At 68.5% G+C, this 21184-nt stretch carries 22 protein-coding genes; 9 read left to right on the plus strand and 13 right to left on the minus strand.

Going from position 1 to position 21184, the window contains the following annotated elements:
* The 3 genes from BN13_RS05685 to BN13_RS18265 form a co-directional block, all read right to left on the minus strand.
* The coding region (locus BN13_RS05685; protein ID WP_084733590.1) for a fructosamine kinase family protein at positions 1-759 on the minus strand (759 nt) is incomplete at its 3' end.
* A gap of 24 nt (positions 760-783) precedes the next feature.
* The gene (locus BN13_RS05690; RefSeq protein ID WP_048545161.1) at positions 784-2439 is read right to left on the minus strand and encodes an FAD-dependent oxidoreductase; all 1656 of its coding nucleotides are present in this window, start codon (positions 2437-2439) and stop codon (positions 784-786) included.
* Positions 2440-2499: 60 nt separating this feature from the next.
* Positions 2500-2928, minus strand: coding sequence for an NUDIX hydrolase (locus BN13_RS18265; protein WP_053079732.1), 429 nt, complete (start codon positions 2926-2928; stop codon positions 2500-2502).
* A 24-nt stretch (positions 2929-2952) separates the two neighbouring features.
* Between BN13_RS18265 and BN13_RS18270 the strand changes: the two genes are divergently transcribed.
* Positions 2953-3423, plus strand: coding sequence for a hypothetical protein (locus tag BN13_RS18270; protein ID WP_053079733.1), 471 nt, complete (start codon positions 2953-2955; stop codon positions 3421-3423).
* 5 nt (positions 3424-3428) lie between these two features.
* The gene (locus BN13_RS05700; RefSeq protein WP_048548920.1) at positions 3429-4310 is read left to right on the plus strand and encodes a diacylglycerol kinase catalytic domain-containing protein; all 882 of its coding nucleotides are present in this window, start codon (positions 3429-3431) and stop codon (positions 4308-4310) included.
* A 12-nt stretch (positions 4311-4322) separates the two neighbouring features.
* On the opposite strand, the gene BN13_RS05705 is transcribed toward BN13_RS05700, so the two are convergent.
* From BN13_RS05705 to BN13_RS05715, 3 genes are read right to left on the minus strand one after another with little or no spacing between them, the layout of a single operon-like run.
* Complete coding sequence (locus tag BN13_RS05705; protein ID WP_162199921.1) at positions 4323-4823, minus strand: FAD-binding protein; 501 nt, start codon at positions 4821-4823, stop codon at positions 4323-4325.
* A 10-nt stretch (positions 4824-4833) separates the two neighbouring features.
* Positions 4834-6864, minus strand: coding sequence for an LUD domain-containing protein (locus BN13_RS05710; protein WP_084733591.1), 2031 nt, complete (start codon positions 6862-6864; stop codon positions 4834-4836).
* 17 nt (positions 6865-6881) lie between these two features.
* Entirely contained in the window at positions 6882-7631 is a 750-nt protein-coding gene (locus BN13_RS05715) for a (Fe-S)-binding protein (protein WP_048545163.1), read from the minus strand.
* 153 nt (positions 7632-7784) lie between these two features.
* On the opposite strand from BN13_RS05715, the gene BN13_RS05720 reads away from it, so the two are divergent.
* From BN13_RS05720 to BN13_RS05735, 4 genes are read left to right on the plus strand one after another with little or no spacing between them, the layout of a single operon-like run.
* A complete protein-coding gene (locus tag BN13_RS05720; protein WP_048545165.1) occupies positions 7785-9032 on the plus strand; it encodes an esterase/lipase family protein in 1248 nt (415 codons plus the stop codon).
* 9 nt (positions 9033-9041) lie between these two features.
* Positions 9042-10007, plus strand: coding sequence for a Gfo/Idh/MocA family protein (locus BN13_RS05725; RefSeq protein WP_048545167.1), 966 nt, complete (start codon positions 9042-9044; stop codon positions 10005-10007).
* Positions 10004-10981, plus strand: a complete 978-nt coding sequence (locus tag BN13_RS05730) for a hypothetical protein (RefSeq protein WP_048545169.1) — start codon at positions 10004-10006, stop codon at positions 10979-10981. Before BN13_RS05725 ends, BN13_RS05730 begins: the two co-directional genes overlap by 4 nt.
* The gene (locus BN13_RS05735) at positions 10978-11577 is read left to right on the plus strand and encodes a GNAT family N-acetyltransferase (protein WP_048545171.1); all 600 of its coding nucleotides are present in this window, start codon (positions 10978-10980) and stop codon (positions 11575-11577) included. The genes BN13_RS05730 and BN13_RS05735 overlap by 4 nt, the downstream gene beginning before the upstream one ends.
* Here the strand turns inward: BN13_RS05735 and BN13_RS05740 are convergent.
* Positions 11574-12338 carry a GNAT family N-acetyltransferase gene (locus BN13_RS05740; protein ID WP_162199922.1) on the minus strand — a complete coding sequence of 255 codons (765 nt, stop codon included), beginning with the start codon at positions 12336-12338 and terminating at the stop codon, positions 11574-11576. The genes BN13_RS05735 and BN13_RS05740 overlap by 4 nt on opposite strands.
* 116 nt (positions 12339-12454) lie before the next feature.
* On the opposite strand from BN13_RS05740, the gene BN13_RS05745 reads away from it, so the two are divergent.
* Genes BN13_RS05745 through BN13_RS05755 form a run of 3 tightly spaced genes read left to right on the plus strand, consistent with a single transcriptional unit; the run spans position 12455 to position 15005 of the window.
* Positions 12455-13213, plus strand: a complete 759-nt coding sequence (locus BN13_RS05745) for an SDR family NAD(P)-dependent oxidoreductase (RefSeq protein ID WP_048545173.1) — start codon at positions 12455-12457, stop codon at positions 13211-13213.
* Between the two features lie 31 nt (positions 13214-13244).
* On the plus strand, positions 13245-13871 hold the full coding sequence (locus BN13_RS05750) for a class I SAM-dependent methyltransferase (protein WP_053079735.1): 627 nt from the start codon (positions 13245-13247) through the stop codon (positions 13869-13871).
* 33 nt (positions 13872-13904) lie between these two features.
* Positions 13905-15005, plus strand: a complete 1101-nt coding sequence (locus BN13_RS05755) for a DNA polymerase IV (RefSeq protein ID WP_456152382.1) — start codon at positions 13905-13907, stop codon at positions 15003-15005.
* A 25-nt stretch (positions 15006-15030) separates the two neighbouring features.
* Here BN13_RS05755 and BN13_RS05760 read toward each other — a convergent pair whose 3' ends face one another.
* The 6 genes from BN13_RS05760 to BN13_RS05785 all read right to left on the minus strand — a co-directional run bounded on the left by BN13_RS05760 (position 15031) and on the right by BN13_RS05785 (position 21178).
* The gene (locus tag BN13_RS05760) at positions 15031-16296 is read right to left on the minus strand and encodes an RNA polymerase sigma factor (RefSeq protein ID WP_048545175.1); all 1266 of its coding nucleotides are present in this window, start codon (positions 16294-16296) and stop codon (positions 15031-15033) included.
* Between the two features lie 10 nt (positions 16297-16306).
* Entirely contained in the window at positions 16307-16657 is a 351-nt protein-coding gene (locus tag BN13_RS05765) for a YciI family protein (protein WP_048545177.1), read from the minus strand.
* A gap of 109 nt (positions 16658-16766) precedes the next feature.
* Positions 16767-19148, minus strand: a complete 2382-nt coding sequence (locus tag BN13_RS05770) for an ATP-binding cassette domain-containing protein (RefSeq protein ID WP_048545179.1) — start codon at positions 19146-19148, stop codon at positions 16767-16769.
* A 133-nt stretch (positions 19149-19281) separates the two neighbouring features.
* The gene (locus tag BN13_RS05775) at positions 19282-19545 is read right to left on the minus strand and encodes a type II toxin-antitoxin system RelE family toxin (protein ID WP_084733592.1); all 264 of its coding nucleotides are present in this window, start codon (positions 19543-19545) and stop codon (positions 19282-19284) included.
* A complete protein-coding gene (relB, locus tag BN13_RS05780) occupies positions 19542-19763 on the minus strand; it encodes a type II toxin-antitoxin system RelB family antitoxin (protein WP_048548926.1) in 222 nt (73 codons plus the stop codon). The genes BN13_RS05775 and relB overlap by 4 nt, the downstream gene beginning before the upstream one ends.
* Positions 19764-19888: 125 nt before the next feature.
* The gene (locus BN13_RS05785) at positions 19889-21178 is read right to left on the minus strand and encodes an MFS transporter (protein ID WP_048545181.1); all 1290 of its coding nucleotides are present in this window, start codon (positions 21176-21178) and stop codon (positions 19889-19891) included.
* Between the last annotated feature and the right edge of the window lie 6 nt (positions 21179-21184).

The following is a 21184-nucleotide window of genomic DNA, read 5'->3' on the forward strand; positions in this document are numbered from 1 at the left end:
GAGCCGCTCCGCCTGGCTGACATAGGAGCCGCCGAACAGCACGGCGTGCAGCATCACCGGGTGAAGTTGATGGAGGGCCACCCGCTCGCGCCACCCATCCGCGAGGGGCGAGGACTCGGCATACGCCGCGAGGATGCGATCGACGTATGGCGCGCCGAACAGCGCGAGCATCGCGAGGTCGGTCTCGCGGTGCCCACCATGGGCGGCCGGGTCGATCAGGACGGCCCCGGCGCGGCTCCACAAGACATTGCCGGCCCACAGGTCGCCATGCAGGCGCGCCGGCGGCTCGCCGTCGTCGAACTCACCACCCGCGATCCGCTCGGCCACCGCCTCGAAGCCCGACCCGGCTGACCCGGCCCACAGTCCGCGGGCCCTTCCCAGCCGCAACGTATGCCGAATCCGCTGCTCCCCGAAGAAGATTCCCCACGACGGGGTCGGGTCGAGCGGCAGTGGCAAGGGATCATCGGCCGGCCCGAGGAAGCCCGGTCCTGCCCACCCGTCCGGCCCCATTCCGTATGCCGCGGCCCCCGCCCCGTGCGTCACCGCGAGCGCGCGCCCGAAGTCCTCGGTCTGGGCGAGCGTCGGTTGACAGGGCGTGAACCTCTCTAAGTCGAGGTGACGATCACCGACCTCCCGCACCTCCACCACCCGCGCACCCCCGGCCGGTGACGCCTGCGCGAGCCAGCGCAGGCCCGCGGCCTCCCACGCGGCATACTCCCGAGGCGCCGACAGCGGCATCGTCTTGCGGAAGAACGTCACCGCGCCATTCTCACGGAGCGCGGTCTACAACGACGCAGTTCCCGCGCGCCACGTCGTGTAACCGCCGTCGAGATTGCGGACGTCTGGGAAGCCCTGCTGGGTGAGGATGCGCGCGGCGACATGGCCCCGCAGGCCCACGGCGCAGGTGACGACAAGCGGCCCGGCGGGGACTTCCGCGAGCCGGCTGCGCAGGTCGTCCACCGGGATATGCACGGCTCCCGGGATCGCGCCGCGAGCGAACTCAGCGAGTGTGCGCACGTCGACCACGATCGTTCCGGACTGCTGCGCATCCGCCACCTCGTGCCACTGAATCGTGCGACTCACGCCGGTTCGGAGGTTGTCAGCCATGTGGCCGAGCATGTTGACCGGGTCTTTGGCCGAGCCGAATTGTGGTGCATACGCGAGTTCGAGGTCCGCGAGGTCACTGGCCGTCAGTCCGCCAGTGATGGCCGTGGCGATGATGTCGATGCGCTTATCGACTCCATCGCTCCCAACGCCTTGGGCGCCCAGGATGGCGTCGGTAGCGGGATCGACGAGCAGCTTCAACGCGATGCCCGCGGCTCCGGGGTAGTAGCCCGCATGGGACGCCGGGTGTGAATGCAGGGCGCGATAGGGCCGCCCGGCAGCACGCAGACGCTTCTCACTCCACCCGGTCGCGGCGATCTGCAGGCCGAGGACGCCGACGATGGCGGTCCCGAGGACGGGGCGGTCGCTCCGCGCCTGTCCAGTGATGATGTCCGCGACCCGGCGTCCTTGGAGGTTGGCGGTATTAGCCAGGGGCACCAGGGTCTTCTCGCCGCTGAGGGCATCGATCTTCTCGACTGCGTCGCCGACGGCATAGATGGCCGGGTCGCTGGTTAGTAGCTGGTCGTTGACGAGAATGCCGCCGCGCGGGCCAATGCTGAGACCCGCCAGCTCGGCGAGGCGAGTGTCTGGCCGGACGCCGATGGCGGCAACGACGACATCCGCTGGCACGGTGGTGCCGTCGTCCAGCGTGACATCGCCCGCCCCGATGGCAACGACGGAGCGGCCCAACCGCAGGTCAACCCCGGCGTCGCGCAGCGCCACGTGCACCGGCTCGACCATCTCAGGGTCCAGCGGCGCCATGACCTGGTCGGTCGCCTCGATCACTGCCACCACGAGCCCGCGGTGCAGGAGGTTCTCGGCAACTTCGAGCCCGATGAAGCCACCGCCGATCACCACGGCGTGCGTACCACCGGCACGGCCGACGGCGGCCACCATCGCATCGGTATCTTCGATGTCGCGCAGGGACAACGCACGCTCAATGCCGGGAATCGGCGGCCGGACGGGGCGAGCGCCCGGCGCGAGAATCAGCGCGTCATACGGAATCGACTCCGAGACACCGGATTCCGTATGCCGTGTGGTCACGGTTCGCGCCGCCCGATCGATCGCGACCGCCTCGGTGTGCACGCGGACATCCAGTCCGAAGCGAGCACCGAGGCTCGCGGGAGTTTGCAGCAGCAGGGACGCGCGATCCTCGATCACGCCGCCGACGTGGTAGGGCAGGCCGCAATTGGCGAAAGAGACATAACCGCTGCGCTCAAGGACGGAGATTGCTGCCGTCTCGTCAAGCCGGCGCAGTCGCGTGGCGGCCGACATGCCCCCGGCGACACCTCCGACGACGACGTACTTTCGTGGTTCCAATCCGGGTGATGACATAGCTACAGCATACCCGTGGGGGTATCTGGCCTGCGAATTCGGGTCACACAGCTCGAAACATCAGCCAGCCTCCGGCCGGACGAGCGGCGGGTTCAGGACGGCCAGCGATCCCCGGCGGTAGAGCTGCGCCGGCCGCCCGCCATCGACATTCGTGCTTCGCCCGGTCGGCTCAAGGAAGCCGGGGGCACCGGTGACCTTACGGTGGAAGTTGCGCGCGTCGAGGGCCTCCCCCCAGACGGCCTCGTAGACCGCCCGCAGCTGCCCGACGGTGAACTCGGGCGCACAGAAGGCGGTGGCGAGCGGGGTGTATTCCAGCTTTGCTCGGGCGCGCTCAATGCCGTCCGCGAGGATCTGGGCGTGGTCGAAGGCGAGATCACGGCCGAGCGCCTCGCTCGCCTCGACCCAGCTGGCGTTCGCGGCATCGCCACCGGCAACCGGCTCCGGCAGGTCGGGCGCGAGAGCGAGCCACGCGACTGAAACCGTGCGCATCCGCGGATCCCGCTCGAGCGGGCCTTGCAAACCCCCGCCCGCGAAGCGATCCAGCAGGACGCGGACCGCGCGACCTTCGAGCGGCGGGCGCTCGCGGTGGAGAAAGAGGCCGCGATCGGGGAGAACGAACTCGCCAACCAGGTCGAGCTGGCCCGGCGCCGCGAGCAACTCATCGCCCAGGAGGGCACGAACGACCGCCGGCGCGCGGAGGAAGCCGCCCTCGCCGCGGCCCTCGCGACGCAGTCCGAGGCTGACCGCACCCGCGCCCTCGCGGACGCCCGCGCCGACAGCGAGCGTGTCGTCGGGCAGGCCGCGGCCGAGGTCGAGCGAGCCTGCGTCGAGGCGTATGCCGAGGTCCCTCGCGATCTGCTGCTCGCACTCGCCGTCCGCCAGGCCGCCGAGAATCTGCCCGCGATCGACCAACTGGTCATCACGCCGGATCTGCTGCAGGGCTTGCTGGCTCAGCTGACCGGCCCGCGAGCCGAGGCCCGGTGACCAGCATGGCGACGCCTCGGGTTGTGCTGGTCACCCGGCGCACGGAGTACGACGAGCTGATCGCTCGCCATGGGACGCGCGGCCAGGCGGACTCCTTCCTCCGCAGCCGCGAGCAATCCTTGGACGTCCTACTCGCCCGCCATCACGCGCTGGACGCGGCGCGGCACGCTGTGCTCGCCGCGATCCCGGTGCAGTGGCGGCGCGGGCAGGCCGAGCGGGACGAACTCGCGCGCTTCGTCTTCGGGCCCGACGACATCGTGGTCGCCATCGGCCAGGACGGCCTGGTGGCCAATGTTGCGAAGTACCTTGACGGACACCCGGTCATCGGCGTCGATCCGATGGCGGTTGGCGGCGCCCTCGTGCCGCACCCGTGCGCGGCCGTTGCCGATCTGCTCGCGGATGTCGCCGGCGGGCGGGCGGCATACCTCGATCGGGCGATGGTCGAGGCCCGCACGGACGACGGGCAGCGACTGCGGGCGCTCAACGAGATCTTCCTGGGCCATGCGAGCCACCAGTCGGCGCGTTATGACCTGAGCGTCGGTGCAACGCACGAGAGTCAGTCGTCGTCGGGCGTCATTGCGGGCACCGGCACCGGCGCGAGCGGCTGGTGCGCCTCGATCCAGCGCGCCGTCGCGCCGGACCTCCCCCTGCCCGCCCCCGAAGACCGGTCGCTGGCGTGGTTCGTCCGCGAAGCCTGGCCGTCCGCCAGCACGGGGACGGCGCTAACATACGGCATCCTCGGCGGAACTGACGCGCTCTGCGCGACGGCTCTCGCCGAGGAACTGGTCATCTTCGGTGACGGCATTGAGAGTGACCGCCTGCTCCTCTCGTGGGGTCAAGGAGTGCGAATCAGCCTGTCCGAGAGTGTTCTTCGCACTGTCAGCTGAACGGTGCCTGCCTCAGGACAGCCCCGCGCGAAGGATCGCCTCGCGCACCACGATGAGCGGCAAGCGCTGACCCGGGCCGACGCCACCTAGCCCGGCGAGAGTCTCGTCATAGATCGGCTGGGTGAGGTCGCCCTGCCGCATTAGGAAGGTCCCGTCGAGGATCCGAAGATTCCCGGCGCTCACGCGTGATCCCTGTGGCGTGAAGCCACAGTCAGCAGCGGCAAAGGTCCGCTGGCGGTCGGTGTCCAGATCCCAGGTCCGAACTGATGCGACGACATCACCCACTCGCTGGCCGTATGCCGCGGCGTTCCGCCCGACCACCTCACCCACGGTCCCCGGGACCCCCGATAGCGCCTCAACCCCGACCCACTGCTCCTGCACCGCCAAGTCGACGAAGTCGTCCCACGGCACCGCCGCCGGAACTGTCACCTGGACGGCTCCGCAGAAGGAGAGGTCGTCGACCGCGCAGCCATCATCGTTGACGACTACTCCCTCGATGCGACGAATTTCCATACTGCCCATCTCAATTCACCACCAGCACCACGTGCAGCGTGCGCGGGCCGTGGACTCCTTCGACGCGCTCCAGCTCGATATCGCTCGTCGCGGACGGTCCGCTGATCCACGTCATCGGGCGAGTCGGGTCGAGGCGGCTCAGGGCGTCTGGAACGTCCGGGACGACCTGATCCGCGCGCACGACGCAGACGTGCAGATCCGGAACGAGCGACAGTGCCCGCCGTCCTTGGCCCGATCCATGGTCAAGAACGATGGTCCCCGTCTCGGCGATCCCGACGGCAGCGCGGGTGACGACCGCGTCGATCTCATCGAGATCGGTCGCGGTGAGCGCGTGGTCGGGGACGCCTCGCTCCCCGAGGTCGAGCCCGAGTTCGTCGGGGACGACGACCCGCCCGGCGTGACCCAGCGCTTCCCGGACGTATGCCGCGAGGTCGCCCGAGCGGCATACGTCCACCGTCGCCCGGTAGTCCCGCACGCGGTCGACGAAGCGTTGCAGGAGCGCGTCGCCCGAGAGGGGCGGCGGTGCGGCATACGTCTGCGTGTGTGGTGAGTGCGGTTGCGGCGCAACATCTTCCGGACCTGAAGCACCCGACGCGCCCGCCCGCGCCCACCATTGACGGAAGGATTCCGGCGGTGGGGCGGGCAGGTCGCGGGCACCGGTCCACGCGGCGCCGGGGCCGGGCAAGCTGCCGGTGGTGTGCCGGCCACCCGGCATACGGGCTGTCCCCAGACGAGCCAGGAGGCGGCCCGCGAAGCCATTGACCCGTTCCGCCGAGGCCAGCCGGCCACCGGAGGCGAAGGTCGCGCCGACGGCGCGGAAGACGAGGGCCTCCGGCTTCGGAATCCGGTCACCCCGATGCGCGTCGACAACCTGGCTGCGCAGGTGCACAAGAACCTCGGGGAAGTCGATCTTGACCGGACAGACCTCCGAGCACGCGCCGCACAAGGACGACGCATACGGCAGGGAGTCGATCTGCGGGTCGGTGCCGACACCCTTCAACAGCGGATTGAGGATCGCGCCGATCGGGCCGGGATAGACCGAGCCATAGGCGTGCCCGCCGGTGCGCTCATACACCGGGCAGACGTTGAGACAGGCCGAGCAGCGAATGCACCGAAGTGCCTGTCGCCCAACGGGATCAGCCAGCACCCGGCGGCGCCCGTTGTCGAGCAGGACAACGTGCACCTCCTGCGGGCCGTCGCCGGGAGTGACTCCGGTCCACATCGAGGTGTAGGGATTCATCCGCTCGCCGGTGCTGGATCGGGGCAGGAGCCGGAGGAAGACATCGAGTTCGGCGAAAGTTGGGACGAGCTTTTCGATACCGACGACCGAGATGAGCACCTCGGGCAAAGTGAGGCACATCCGGCCATTGCCCTCGGACTCCACGACGACGAGTGTCCCGGTGTCGGCCACGGCGAAGTTGGCCCCAGAGACGGCAACGCGGGCTCGAAGGAACTTCTCCCGCAGGTGGATTCGCGCGGCCGCGGCCAGGTCGGCGGGGCGATCCGACAAGTCTTCGGGCGCAGCACGACCGGCCTGCGCCATGTGCGTCCGGAAGATCTCGCGCACCTCGGCGCGATTGCGATGGATCGCCGGGACCAGGATGTGGGAGGGCAGATCATCGGCTAGTTGCACGATCAGCTCGGCGAGATCGGTCTCCCACGCCCGTATGCCGCGCGCCGCCAGAGCCTCGTTCAGGCCGATCTCCTGGGTCGCCATCGACTTCACCTTGACCACTTCAGTGGCCTGGTGCGCGGCGGCGATATCACCCACGATGCGGCACGCCTCGTCGGCGTCAGCGGCCCGGTGCACCGTCGCCCCGGCTGCGGTAAGCGCCGCCTCCAGCTCATTGAGATAGCCGTCGAGATGCGCCAGAACCTCGTCTTTGATCGTTGCGGCGCGAGTGCGCAAGTCCTCCCAGTCGGCGACCTCGGCGACGACCCCGGCCCGCTTGGCCCGGATCGTCGACGTCGCGTGGGCGAGATTGTGCCGCAGTTGCGCGTCGGCCAAGGCGGCCTTCGCGGCTTCGGGGAAGGGCGGCATACCCAAGAAGGTCCCGCTCACGCCGACGCCCCCTCGGTCGCGGCCAGCACCTCGGCGAGGTGCATGATCCGCACCCCCGCCCGTTGCCGTGACAGCAGGCCACCGATATTCATCAGGCATGAATTGTCCCCTGCCACAAGGACTTCCGCGCCCGTCTCACGGACATGCCGCGCCTTATCCGAGGCCATGGCCACTGAGACGTCGGCATTCTTGACGGCGAACGTCCCGCCGAATCCGCAGCACTGCTCGGCCGCCGGGAGGTCCACCAGGCTCAGCCCGCGCACCGCCGAGAGCAGCCGCGTCGGTCGGTCCCCGACGCCGAGCATCCGCAACGAATGACAGGTCGGGTGGTAGGTCACGCGGTGCGGGAAGTAGGCACCGACATCCACGACCCCGAGCACATCGACCAGGAACTCACTCAACTCATACGTCCGTGGCGACGTCCGTTCCAGCGCCGCCGTGAGCCGTGGATCCCCGGCCCGGCGCGCCACAATCGCGTGCTGGTGCCGCACACACCCGGCGCAGGACCCGCTGGGGGTGACGATCGCGTCATACCCCTCGAAGGCCCCCGCGAACGCCCGCACGGCCGAGATCGCCTCGTCCAGGTAGCCCGTGTTGATCATCGGCTGGCCGCAACACGTCTGTTCCGCAGGGAAATCCACGTCCACCCCGAGGCGCCGCAGCAGCGTCACGACGGCCTTCCCGGTCTCGGGGAACATCGCATCGTTGACGCAGGTCACCATCAGAGCAACGCGCACGCTCCCCATACTGCCGCAAATCACGCAGTGCACGGGGACGTGACTGTCGCCGGTATCCCACCGCCCACACGATCAACACTGCACATCCGCCGACCCGGTCCCGTCCGTCACCTTCCCCCCGAGGACAATGGCAGGGATGGGGACTCGTCGGATGGGACACCAATGAAGTCACGAGAAGCCGCCGACCTCGGCCGGTTCGCCGGCACCGAGTTGCGCCACGCGACCACGCTCGTGCACGGCGTGCATTCTGGGATCAGCGACACGATTCACCGCGCTGTTCAAGCCGCCGTTGGACCGGCGGCCCTTCCGGTCCAGATCATCGCCGATGCGGTGACCTCGACCGCGTACACGGCCACCGGGTTCGGCCTCGACGCCGGGTCGCGGGTCGCGGGATGGATTGCTGGACAACGACTTCGGAGCCGAGGCGACGAAGCGCCAAGCATCCACGACGCCCCGCGAGGACACCAGGCGCTTGCCTTCGGACTGGGGATCCGCGGGGACGCGATCCACGCCCATACACCGAGCATCAGCCCGGCCATGCACGTGCGACGCGACGGGCGCCGCGTGGACCTGACCCCGGAGGGGGTCGGCGCGGCATACGGCCAAATTGGTGACCAGATCGCCGTCTTCCTGCACGGGCTGTGCGAGACCGAAGCCTCCTGGCAGTGGCGGGGCAACCCCCAGACGCCCTATGCCGCGCGGCTCGCCACCGATCTCGGCCTCACTCCGGTGCTGGTGCGCTACAACACCGGCTTGCGGATCTCCGAGAACGGCCAGGCGCTCGTCGCGCTCCTCGACAGCCTGCACTCGGTGTGGCCGGTGCCGCTCACGAAAATCGTCCTCATCGGCCATTCGATGGGCGGTCTCGTCGTGCACAGCGCCCTGGCTCAAGCCCCGGACGACGCGGCGTGGCTGCCGCTCGTGACCGACTCGGTGTCGCTTGGCGCGCCCCATCACGGGTCGCCGGTCGCCCGCGGCGTGCGCCACGCCGCCGACACCTTGACCGAAACCACGCGCGGACGTCGGATCGGCGCCTACCTCGCCCAACGGAGCCTGGGCGTGCGTGACCTGGAGTACGGCAATGTCGTCCCGGCCGATTGGGAAGACGAGCAAGGCGCGGGCGTCGGCGACCGGCGGACCCATCCGCCGGCCCGACCCGGTATCCGCCACCACGCAATCGTCGCGGTCCTGGGACGGCACCCCGAGCGGGTGAGTGCGCACATCGGCGACCTCCTCGTTCCGCTCGACTCCGCGCGCCACGTCGCCACGGCCACGCACCCGAGTCGGTTCGCCGACGAGGACGTCACGGTCGTGACCGGCCTGGATCACCTGGGCCTGCTCAACAACGACCGGGTGTATGCCGCACTCCACGCCGCCTTGTCTGCTCCGGAGCGCTCGGTCCGCCCATAGGCTGGCGTCATGACCAAGTTGCGGTGGGCCATTGCGGGTCCGGGCAAGATGGCGGCCGTCATGGCGAGGGCCTTCCCGGACGTGACCAATGGCGAACTTGTCGCCGTCGGCTCGCGCTCGCTCGACCGGGCTCGAGCCTTCGCCGACGAGCACGGCATCGCCACCGCGCACGGGTCATATGACGCCCTGGTCACCGACCCGGAAATCGACGCGATCTATATCGCCACTCCGCACCCGCAGCACACCGACATCGCCCTGGCCGCGATCGGCGCGGGCAAGCCGATCCTTGTCGAGAAGTCCTTCACCGCAACCGTCGAGGACACCACCCGGATCATCGAATCCGCTCGGACAGCAGGTGTTTTCGCGATGGAGGCGATGTGGACACGCTTCAATCCGGCAATCGCCCACGCCCGGCAACTGATCGCCGATGGCGTCATCGGCGATCTGCGTGCGGTGCAAGGTGACCTGACCGCCTTCCGCCTGTTCGACCCGGCCGACCGGCTCTTCGACCCAGCCCTCGGCGGTGGCGCCGTCCTTGACCTCGGCGTCTATGTCCTTTCGTTCGCCCAGCACTTCCTCGGAACGCCCGATGTCGTGCATGCCGTCGGCGGCACTTTCCCCACGGGCGTCGAGGGCGAATTCGGCGTCCTCCTCGGCTATCGCGACGGCCGGTCCGCGACGCTCTCCGGGGCGTTCACGGCCTACGGACCGGGTCGGATGATGCTCATCGGCAGCAAGGGCTGGATCGATGTCCACCCGCGCTTCCACCGCTCCCCGTCGCTGACCGTATGGCGCGGCAAGACCCCCGAGGAACTGACCTTCACCGGCGGCTATCAGTTCGAGGTCATCCACGCGGGCGAGTGCCTCGCGGCCGGGCTCACCGAGAGCCCGATCATGCCGCTCGACGACACCCTCGCCGTGCAACGCCTGATGGCCGAGGTGCTCCAGCAAGTCCGCGCCTTCGCCGCCTCATGACCAGCGACCCCGTAATCGCGTGGCTGCTCGCCACCGATCCCGCGATCGCCTGGCAGGTCCAGCGCGACCTCCTCGATGCCTCCGAGGACGTATGGCGACCGCTCCGGTCCCGTGTCGAGCACGAGGGCTGGGGTGCTCGCCTTCTCGCACACCAGGATTCGGACGGCCAGTGGGCGGGCGGCGCGTTCTTCCCGCATGACTTCAGCCGGGAACTGTGGGAGGCGGAGGGCCAGCCGTGGACCGCGACGACCTACGCCCTCACCGACCTGCGGGAGTGGGGACTTGACCCGACCTCCGAGACAGCCCGCCGCACAGCCGACCTCGTCGGGCGCAACTCGCGATGGGATCATGACGGTCAGTCCTATTGGGCTGGCGAGGTCGAGGAATGCATCAACGGCCGCACCCTCGCCGATGGCGCCTACTTCGGGGCGGACGTGACCGGGATCGCCGATCGCCTCCTCACCGAGCAGCAGCCGGATGGCGGCTGGAACTGCGAGCGCGCGGAGGGATCGACCCGCGGTTCTTTCCACTCGACCATCAATGTGCTCGAGGGATTGCTGGAGTTCGAGAAGGCGACCGGACGCGCGGATGTGGCGAGCGCGCGGCATACGGGGGAAGAGTTTTTGTTGTCCCGCAGTATGTTCCGACGGTTAACCGATGGGGAGCCGGCCGACCCGGACTTCCTCAAGCTCACCCACCCGAACCGCTGGCACTATGACGTGCTCCGCGGCCTGGACTACCTGCGTGCCGCCGGATCCAACGACGGTGCCGGCCCGGACCCCGGCCTCGGCGAGGCCCTGGACTGGCTTCGCGGCAAGGCTGACGACGACGGCCGGTGGTCGCTGGAATCCCGCCCCGGCGGCCGGGTCTGGTTCGACGTCGACGACGGCATCGGTATGCCGTCCGCCTGGCTCACCCTCCGCGCCCGACGCGTGCTGCGGTGGGCTGACGACACTGGAGGAGGTGGCGCATGACGGACACCAGTTGGGAGACGCACCCGGTCACGCCGGATCGCTTCGAGGACTTCGCGGATGTGATCAATCCGAATCGGCGCGCGACGCATTGTTGGTGCCTGTCGCATCGGCTGCGCGCCCAAGACATTGCGGCGCTCGGCGGCACGGGCGAGAATGCCCGCGAACGCGCGGCTCGCGCCATGTGCGCCGAAGAACTGCCACCGGGCGTCGTGACCTATCGGGATGGCACGCCGGTGGGCTGGTGCAATATCGGCCCACGCCAAGACATTCCGCGCCTCGCCGCCTCCAAGCTGATCCGACCAGTCGACGACGTGGCGGTGTGGAGCATCATCTGCGTCGTCGTCCGGGGCGGGCATCGCAAGCAGGGGGTTGTCGGTTACCTCATCCAGGGCGCGGTCGAATGGGCACGCGGAAATGGGGCGCCGGCCGTCGAGGCCTATCCGGTCGATCCGCCGGGACGCATGGACCTGACCATGGCCTTCGTCGGGACCAAGGCGATGTTCGACGCGGCGGGCTTCGAGGTCATCGGCACCACCGATGCGGTGGCCTCGAAAATGCCTCGCTTGGTGATGCGCACTCCCGTCGCTGCGGGTTAGGCGCCGCGACGCTCGACGCCTTCGGCCGCCTCCGGCACGAGGTCCTCGCTGTCGTCGTCGGCGGGCAACACGAACCAACTGAGCGGGCTCAGCTTGACCAACTCGTCGCAGATGACGTCGCGTGTGTGCAGGATCTGACGGGCGTATGCCGCGAGCAGCGGATGCAGCCGCTGGCCTTCGGCGGGCGGGGTGAGGCGCAGGTGCTCACCGCTCAGGGCCACTTCGACATCGAGCACGCCATAGCCGGCCCGGTGGACTTGCATCTCCCCGAGCTTGCCGAGGATCTTCAGCGGAGCCGGGTTATCCGCCGCTACCTCCGTCAGCAGGTGCGTGATGCCTTCGGGGGCCCGCTCGCACAGCAAGCGCGCCAGGAGGGTCGCAATACCGCGACCATGCCACGCGTCCTGCACCGTGAACGCGATATCTGCCGTATCCGTCATCTCCGGATAACGCACGATGCGTCCGATGGCGATTGGCGAGATGACCTTGTTCTGCTCCACGAAGACCACGAGGGCGACATGGTTGACACCATCCACATCGTCCACCAGACGGTCGAGCATGTCGTCCGTGAGGGCCGGGATCGCCGAGAGGAAGCGACTGCGTTTGGAGTTCGGGGAGAGCTTCAGGTATTCCTCGGCAAGCATGTCGCGGTCGGTCTGCAGCAGGGGACCGACCCAAACGGGGGTACCGTCCGGGAGCCTCTCGCGCTCGCACAAGGCGGTCAGGCGCGCGCTAAAGCGAGGGACAGTGGGTGTGGGCATCTCTGACTCCAAGTCGTTGACTGCGATCAGGCTAAGCGGCGGCGACGGGTGCGCGGCGCCGGCATGCGGCATACCGTGAGATCAACCATGTGTGCCCCGCACCACAGGAGGATTCCGTGTCCGCTTCGTCCTTCGACATCACTGGCGCTCGGGCCCTGGTGACGGGCAGCAGCCAGGGCATCGGCAAGGCGCTCGCGCGTTCCCTCGTCGAGGCGGGGGCGGAGGTTGTCCTCAACGCCCGGCGCCCGGAGCCGCTGGAGGCGGCCCGGGCCGAACTCGACGAACTCGGACCGGGCCGAGTGCGGGCCGTTGCCTTCGATGTCACCGACGAGGCCGACGTATGCCGCGGGCTCGCCGAGGTCGGGCCCGTGGACATCCTCGTCAACAACGCGGGTATGCAGCGGCGGGCGCCGCTGCCGGACTTCCCGACAGCCGATTTTGACGCGCTGATGGCGACCAATGTGCGCAGCGTCTTTCTCGTCTCTCGTGAGGTGAGCCGGGGCATGATCGAGCGCGGTCGGGGCAAGATCATCGTCATCGCCTCCGTCCAATCCGAACTGGCCCGCCCGGCGATCGCGCCCTATAGCGCCACCAAAGGCGCCGTGCGGATGCTCGTCAAGGGCATGTGTGCCGACCTGGCCCGGCACGGGATCTGCGTCAACGCGATCGCCCCGGGCTATTTCGCGACCGAGCTCACGCAGGCCCTCGTTGCCGACGAGCAGTTCACCTCGTGGGTCGAGACCCGCACCCCGGCCGGCCGCTGGGGTCAGGTGGCGGATCTGGCGGGGACGCTGCTCTGGCTGGCCAGCCCCGCATCGGATTTCGTGAATGGCCAGACGATCTTCGTCGACGGGGGCATGACCGCTGTGCTGTGAACGGCGCGCACCCATCGGCAATACTCGCGTCATGGACTTCAGCGACCGGGCAGCGACCTGGGACGACGACCCCGAGAAGCTGCGCAACGCGGCGCAGGTGGCCGAAGCGGTCCGACGCAATCTCGACCTGACCGGCGCGGAGGACGTGCTCGAGTTCGGCGGCGGCACCGGGCTGCTCAGTCGCGCCCTCGCCGATGACGTCGGCACGGTCGTGATCACCGACGCGGCTCCGGGCATGGTGGCGGTCGCCCAGCAACGGATCGACGATCTCGGCCGGGGTGACCGGATGCGGGCCGCCCTTTTCGACCCGACGAGCGACGATACGGACCCGGGTCAGTTCGACGTCATTTGGAGCATGCTGGCCCTGCACCACGTGCCCGATATTGACGTCGCGCTGGCCCGACTGCGCGGGCTGCTCAAGCCCGGCGGCCGACTCGCGCTCGCCGACCTGGACGAAGACCCCGGCGGGTCGTTCCACCAAGCGCACGGAGACTTCCACGGGCACGACGGTTTCGATCGGCATACGCTCGGGCACGCCTTGCAGCGAATCGGCTTCCAGGACATCGCTTTCGACACGGCCACGACGGTCGACAAGGAGGTCGACGGGGCGCGCCGCAGCTACCCCGTCTTTCTCGTCACCGCCCGCGTCCCCCGCTGACCGGCGTCCGGGTGGTCGGGTGAGGATTGCCCCGTGAACGATGTGACGACCCCGGCGCGGCCGTGGGTGTTGCACGTCGACATGGACCAATTCATCGCCGCGGTCGAGGTGCTGCGCCGGCCCGAACTCGCCGGGCTGCCGGTCATCGTCGGCGGCCGCGGAGACCCGACCGAGCGCGCCGTCGTGTCGACGGCTTCCTATGAGGCGCGGGCCTTCGGTGTCGGATCCGGTATGCCGCTCCGCCTGGCCGCGCGCAAGGCACCCGACGCGGTCATCCTGCCCGTCGACGGGCCGGCCTATACGGCGGCATCCGAGCAGGTCATGGCTGTCCTGCGCTCGACGGGCGCCGTGGTCGAGGTGCTGGGCTGGGACGAAGCCTTCCTCGGGATCAGCACCGATGACCCCGAGCGCTGGGCGCGCGAGACCCAGGCAGCGGTGCTGGCGGCGACCCACCTGCACTGCTCGATCGGCATCGGCGACAACAAGATCCGCGCCAAGCTCGCCACGGGGTTCGGCAAGCCGCGCGGCATCTTCCGGCTGACGGCGGACAATTGGGTCGAGGTCATGGGCGAGCGGCCCACCATCGAGTTGTGGGGCGTCGGGTCGAAAGTGTCGAAGCGGCTCAGCGGCCTGGGCATCCACACGGTCCACGAGTTGGCTGCGGCCGACCCGGCCGTGCTCGTCGGCGAGTTCGGGCCGCGCATGGGCCAGTGGTATGCCGATCTCGGGCACGGCCGCGGCTCGAGCGTCGTCGATGACACCCCGTGGGTGGCGCGCGGGCACTCGCGCGAGACGACCTACCAACGCAACCTGGTGACGCGCGCCGAGGTCGAGGACGCCGTGCGTGTCCTCGTCGGACAGGTGCTTGAGGACGTCCTCGCCGAGGGACGCCCGGTCCTGCGGCTCACCCTGAAGGTCCGCTATGCGCCCTTCTTCACCAAGACCTTCAGTCGCAAACTACCGGCGGTGACTACGGATCGAGCGACCCTCGAAGATGCTGCCCTGGCCTTGGTGGACAAGATGGAGACTGGTCGCGAGGTCCGCCTACTCGGCCTGCGCGCGGAGATGACCATGTCCGAGGACCCCACTCAGGCGGGGCCGGTCAAGAGCACCCCGATCCGCGGCGCCTTCTGACGGGTGCCGCCATCGGCTCATGTGTTCAGAGCATCTCCAAAGAGCTGAGCCGCTCGGAGAGGTGGGCGCGCTCGGCTGGATTCGTGGCCAGGTCCAGTGCCCGTTCGTATGCCGCCCGCGCACCGTCCGCGTCCCCGTTCCGTCGCAGCAACTCGGCCCGGGTGGCGTGCAGCGGGTGGTAGCAGTCGAGTGACTCAATGCCGTGGACCGCATCGATGGCTGCCAACCCCGCCTCGGGCCCGGCCACTTCTGCTTGTGCCACAGCGCGATTGAGGCCGACGACGGGGGTCGGCGACACGGCATACAACTGGTCATAGAGTGCGACGATCTGCGCCCAGTCGGTGCGCTCCGCGCGTGGGGCGTCAGTGTGGACGGCGTTGATGGCCGCCTGGATCTGGAAGGGGCCAGGAGCGTTGCGCCGCAGGCACCTCCGCACGAGGTCGTGCCCCTCGGCGATCAGCTCGCGGTCCCACAGCGATCTGTCCTGATCCGCCAGGGTAACGAGTCGACCATCCTCGACCCGCGCCGCACGGCGTGCCTCGGTGAGCAGCATCAGCGCGAGCAGCCCGGCCGCCTCGGGTTCGTCGGGCATGAGTTCGACGACGAGACGGGCCAGCCGGATCGCCTCACCGGTGAGGTCCGGCCGCACCGCGTCGCCGGTCTCTTGGGTCGAGCCGCCCGGCAGGTAGCCCTCGTTGAAGATGAGATAGATCGTCGTGAGCACCGCCGTGAGTCGTGCGGGCAGGGCAGCATCCCCCGGCACCTCATAGGGAATGCGGGCCACCGCGATCTTGCCCTTGGTGCGGGTCAGTCGCTTGGCCATCGTGGCCTCCTCCACGAGGAAGGCCGCGGCCACCTCGGCCGTCGAGAGACCGCCGAGCACCTTGAGGGTCAGCGCGACCTGCGCTGCGGGCGCCAAAGCGGGGTGGCAGCAGGTGAAGACCATCCGCAGCCGGTCATCCTCGATGGAGGACTCGTCGGGCGTGGGGCCATCGGTGCCGTGGAGTTCGAGCAGCATGTGGGCCTCGCCCTCCTTGCTGGTGCGGGTCGATTCGCGGCGAAGGCGATCGATCGCGCGGCGTCGAGCGGTGGTCGTGAGCCAACCGCCGGGATTGGGAGGTATGCCGTCGCGCGGCCAGGTCTCCAGGGCCACGACACACGCCTCGGAGGCGGCGTCCTCGGCGAGGTCGATGCTGCCGAGATAACGGGTCAGGGCCGCCACGACCCGACCGTGCTCCTCGCGGAAAATGCGATCGAGCCGGTCGAGGTCGTGGCGCTCCCCGTTGAACATGCGGCGCGGTTCACTCGCCCTGGAAGGGACGCACCTCGACCGGGCCCTCGCAGGCGGCCGAGCCCTTGCGGGCCCACTCGAGCGCCTCGTCGAGGTCCTCGGACTCGATGACCCAGAAGCCGCCCATCTGCTCCTTGGACTCGGCATACGGGCCATCGGTGATGACCGGGTCGCCCTTGCTCGCGTCGACGACGGTGGCCGTGGTGATCGGGTGGAGACCGCCGGCGAAGACCCACTTGCCGGCCGCCTGCACCTCCTCATTGAAGGCGCCGACCTGGACGAACATCCGCTCCATATCCTCGGGCGTGGTCTGAGGGAAGTTCTGGTCGTCGTGCCAGACGGACAACAGGTACTGAGCCATGGGTTCTACTCCTTGGTTGGGTGCTTACGACATCTCCACGAACGGCACCCCGGCAAAAGGACACCTGCCCGTGAAAAATTTTCAGCGGCGGGTCAAGCGCGCGGCGCTATCACTTCTTGACGTAGTCGGCCAGGTGCTCGCCGGTGAGAGTCTTTCGCTCCGCAACCAGGTCGGCGGGTGTGCCCTCGAATACCACCTGACCGCCATCGTGCCCGGCCCCCGGTCCGAGGTCGATGATCCAGTCGGCGTGGGCCATGACCGCCTGGTGGTGCTCGATGACGATGACCGACTTCCCGGAGTCCACGAGTCGGTCGAGCATCCCGAGCAGGTTCTGGACATCGGCCAGGTGCAGCCCGGTCGTCGGCTCGTCGAGGACGTAAATATCGCCCTTGTCCGCCATTTGCGTCGCGAGCTTCAACCGCTGGCGCTCACCTCCGGACAGCGTGGTCAGCGGCTGGCCGAGCCGGACATAGCCCAGGCCCACATCCTTCATGCGCTCCAGAATCTTTTGCGCGGCAGGCGTTTTCGCCTCACCGGCACCGAAGAAGTCAACCGCCTCGGCCACCGGCAGGTCCAGCACCTCGGCGATGTTCTTGCCGCCGAAGGTGTAGTCCAAGACGAAGGGCGCAAAGCGCTTGCCCTCGCACTCCTCGCATGGCGTCGAGACGCCGGCCATCATCGCGAGGTCGGTATAGATCACGCCCGCGCCATTGCACGTCGGGCAAGCGCCCTCGGAATTGGCGCTGAAGAGCGCGGGCTTGACGTCATTGGCCTTGGCGAAAGCCTTCCGAATCGGTTCCAGCACACCGGTATAGGTCGCCGGATTGCTCCGCCGCGAGCCCTTGATCGCCGACTGGTCGACGGTGACGACGCCGTCGAGCTTCTCCACCGACCCGCGGATCAGCGAGCTCTTCCCCGACCCGGCGACCCCCGTCAGCACAACGAGGCAGCCGAGCGGGATGTCGACATCCACATCCTTGAGGTTGTTCTCCGTGGCCCCGCGGACTTCGAGTTTCCCGGATGCCCTGCGCACCCCATCCTTCAGCGACGCCTTGTCGTCCAGGTGCCGGCCGGTCAAGGTGTCGCTGCCGCGCAGACCGGCGACATCCCCCTCATACACAATCTCCCCACCACCGGTCCCGGCCCCTGGCCCGAGGTCGACGACGTGATCGGCAATGGCGATCGCCTCGGGCTTGTGCTCCACGACGAGTACGGTGTTCCCCTTGTCCCGCAACTGGATCAGCAGGTTGTTCATCCGTTGTATGTCGTGTGGGTGCAGCCCGATGGTCGGCTCGTCGAAGACATAGGTGACATCGGTCAGCGCCGACCCAAGGTGGCGAATCATCTTGGTGCGCTGCGCCTCGCCGCCCGAGAGCGTGCCGGATGACCGGTCCAGCGAGAGGTAGCCGAGCCCGATCTCGACGAAGGAGTCGAGCGTCTCCTGCAGGCCCTCCAGCAACGGCCCGACGGAAGGATCGTCGAGTTCGCGCACCCACTCGGCGAGGTCGCTGATCTGCATCTGACAGGCATCCGCGATATTGATGCCCTTGATCTTCGAGCTGCGCGCCGCCTCGTTCAGCCGCGTGCCCGCGCAGTCGGGGCAGGTCTGGAAGGTGACGGCGCGGTCGACAAAGGCGCGGATGTGCGGCTGCATCGCCTCGCGGTCCTTGGACAGCATCGACTTCTGGATGCGCGGGATGACGCCTTCGTAGGTGACATTGATGCCGTCGACCTTGATCTTGGTCGGCTCCTTGTAGAGCAGGTCGTGCAGCTCGCGCTTGGTGAACTTCTTGATCGGCTTGTCCGGGTCATAGAAGCCGCTGCCCATGAAGACACGGCCATACCAGCCGTCCATCGAGTAGCCCGGGATCTGCAGCGCCCCCTCGCGCAGCGACTTGTTCTCGTCATAAATCGCCGTGTAGTCGAAGTCGCTCACCTTGCCCACGCCCTCGCAGCGCGGGCACATGCCGCCCTGGATGCTGAACTCTCGGCGCTCCTTGATCTGCTGCCCGGCCTTGGTCATCGTCACGGCGCCCGCGCCGGATACGGAGGCGACATTGAACGAGAACGCCTTCGACGTGCCGATATAAGGCTGCCCCAACCGACTAAACAGAATGCGCAGCATCGCGTTGACATCGGTGACCGTGCCGACGGTCGAGCGAATGTTGGCGCCCATCCGCTCCTGGTCGACGATGATCGCCGTCGTCAGCCCCTCCAGCAGGTCGACATCCGGTCGCGCGAGCGTCGGCATAAAGCCCTGCACGAAGGTCGAGTAGGTCTCGTTGATCATCCGCTGGCTCTCGGCCGCGATGGTGGCAAAGACCAGCGAGCTCTTGCCCGAGCCGGACACTCCGGTGAAGACCGTCAGCCGCCGCTTGGGCAGCTCAACATTGACCTCCTTGAGGTTGTTCTCCCGTGCCCCGACGACGCGGATCAGGTCGTGCGAGTCGGCCGTATGTTGCCCGCCCGCCTCAGTTTTCGTGCTCGCCATCGCCTGTGCTCTCCATCGTGCGTGTCCGTCTCGGGAATCGGGCCAGCCTAATCGCGCCCCGCCGCCCCCTCCGTCCGACGACATCGGGGCTGCCTGAATCCACCCGCCGACCTCCGCAGGGCAGACGGGAGGGTTAATACACTCCCGACCGATGACCCGTGGTCACCGCGACGATGACAAGTTCGCTGTCGTCGATATGCGCGAGCACGCGGTAGTCACCAACGCGGTATCGCCAGTAGCCCGCGAGGTCTCCTGTCAGCCCTTTGCCCCGCGCGCGCCGGTCCTCCAACTCGCAAACTTCGTCCAGGTACGCCTTGATTCGGCGAAGGGCGGGCGGGTCGAGTTTGGGCGCAACCTTGTCGAACGCGGAGGCCGTCCGCAGCTCCCACTGACTCACACGCCCAACTCGCCCCAGAGCTCACCGGCTGGGCGTGACGTCCTCCCTGACGCCTCCCAGTCACGAATGGCCTCGTCAGCCCAGTACTGCTCCTCAAGTTCCGCGAGGTGGAGTTTTATGGCCTGGCGCACGTAGAAGGTCTTCGAGCGCCCAGTCCTGGCTGCGAGTCGATCGAGTCGAGAGTCTTCTTCTGGCGTGAGCCGCACTGACAGGGGCATGACCAGACCTTTCTGCGATACACGTATCATACCGAGGCTCATGACAAATCCGCCCGCCGACCGAGTCCGGTCGTGGGGAAGTTTGGTGTCGCCCTGGCATCAGCAAATTTCCCCACCACGTGCCATCACTGGGGCAGAGTGACCGCCGGGCCTAGGTCGGCCGGAGAGTCGGGCACGTGCGGGGGTATGCCGTCGCGCGGCTCCGCGCGCAGGTTACGGATACTCGGCACCGACAGCGAGGCCGCGCTGGTGACCACCATGACGGCCGCACAGGCGAGCAAGACGCGGTGGGCGCCATACGCATCGGCCAGCGGCCCGGCCAGGATGATCCCGAGGGGGCCGAGGGCGAGGGAGCCGAGGGCGTCATACGAACTGACCCGGGAGAGCGAGTCCGGCGGGATCTCGCGCTGCATCGTCGTCTGCCAAAAGATCGTCAGCATCTCGAAGGCCAGGCCCAGCCCGAAGCTCGCGACGCAGATCGCGGCGAGCGGGGCGTGCAGGCCGAGCAAGAGATAGGGCGGGGCACCGAGGAAGCTCAGCAAGACCACGACCCGGATGGGGTATGCCGGCCGCCACCGCAGCGCGAGCAGCCCGCCGAGGATCAGCCCCAGGGACTCGATGACGAGGATGGTCGACCAGGCGCCGGCACCACCGAGTGCCGTCTTGGCGACGACTGGTCCGAGGACGAGATGGGCCGCCTGCCACACCATGACGAAGGCGGAGAACTGCAAGACACAGACCCAGAGCCAGGTGCGCGACCGGAACTCCGACCAGCCGTCGCGCAATTCCGACCACACCGATGGGCCGGCGACAGCATCGCGCGGCGTGACGCCCAAGCGCAGGCGACCGACGCAGAGGCCAGCGACCAGGAACACCGTGCCCGCCGCGATGAGAGCCCAGCCACCGCCGATCGCGACGACCACGATGCCGCCCGCCACGAGGCCCGCGACGCGAGCCGTGTTGCCGCCCAACCCGATCAGCGCGTTCCCGTCCTGCAGCGAGGCGGCAGGCACGATATCGGGAATGATCCCGGTCATCGCCGGCCAGACGAGGGCGCCAGCGACCCCAGCAAGGAAGGTCATCGCCGCCAGGCCCAGGATGGGTGCGTGCCCGGTGAGCAGCATCAGGCCGATGACGCCATGCAGGAGCGCATTGACCCACGAGGCCGCCTGCAGCACGCGATCGCGCGGATAGCGGTCCGCGATGACCCCGCCGATCAGGGTGAAAAGAACCAAGGCGATCGACTCCGCCGCCAAGACGACCGACAACGTGGTGGCCGTTGCTCCCGGCAGGTCCAGCACCCCGAACGCGATGGCCACGGGCGCGAAGGCCATCGCCAGCATCGACAGAGTGCGCGCGATCAGCAGCAACACGAACCGCTCGTCGCGCAGCAGAGTGGATCGTGAGGAGGGCACCCGGAC

It is taken from the genome of Nostocoides jenkinsii Ben 74, from assembly GCF_001046875.1.
Lineage (GTDB): Bacteria > Actinomycetota > Actinomycetes > Actinomycetales > Dermatophilaceae > Nostocoides_A > Nostocoides_A jenkinsii.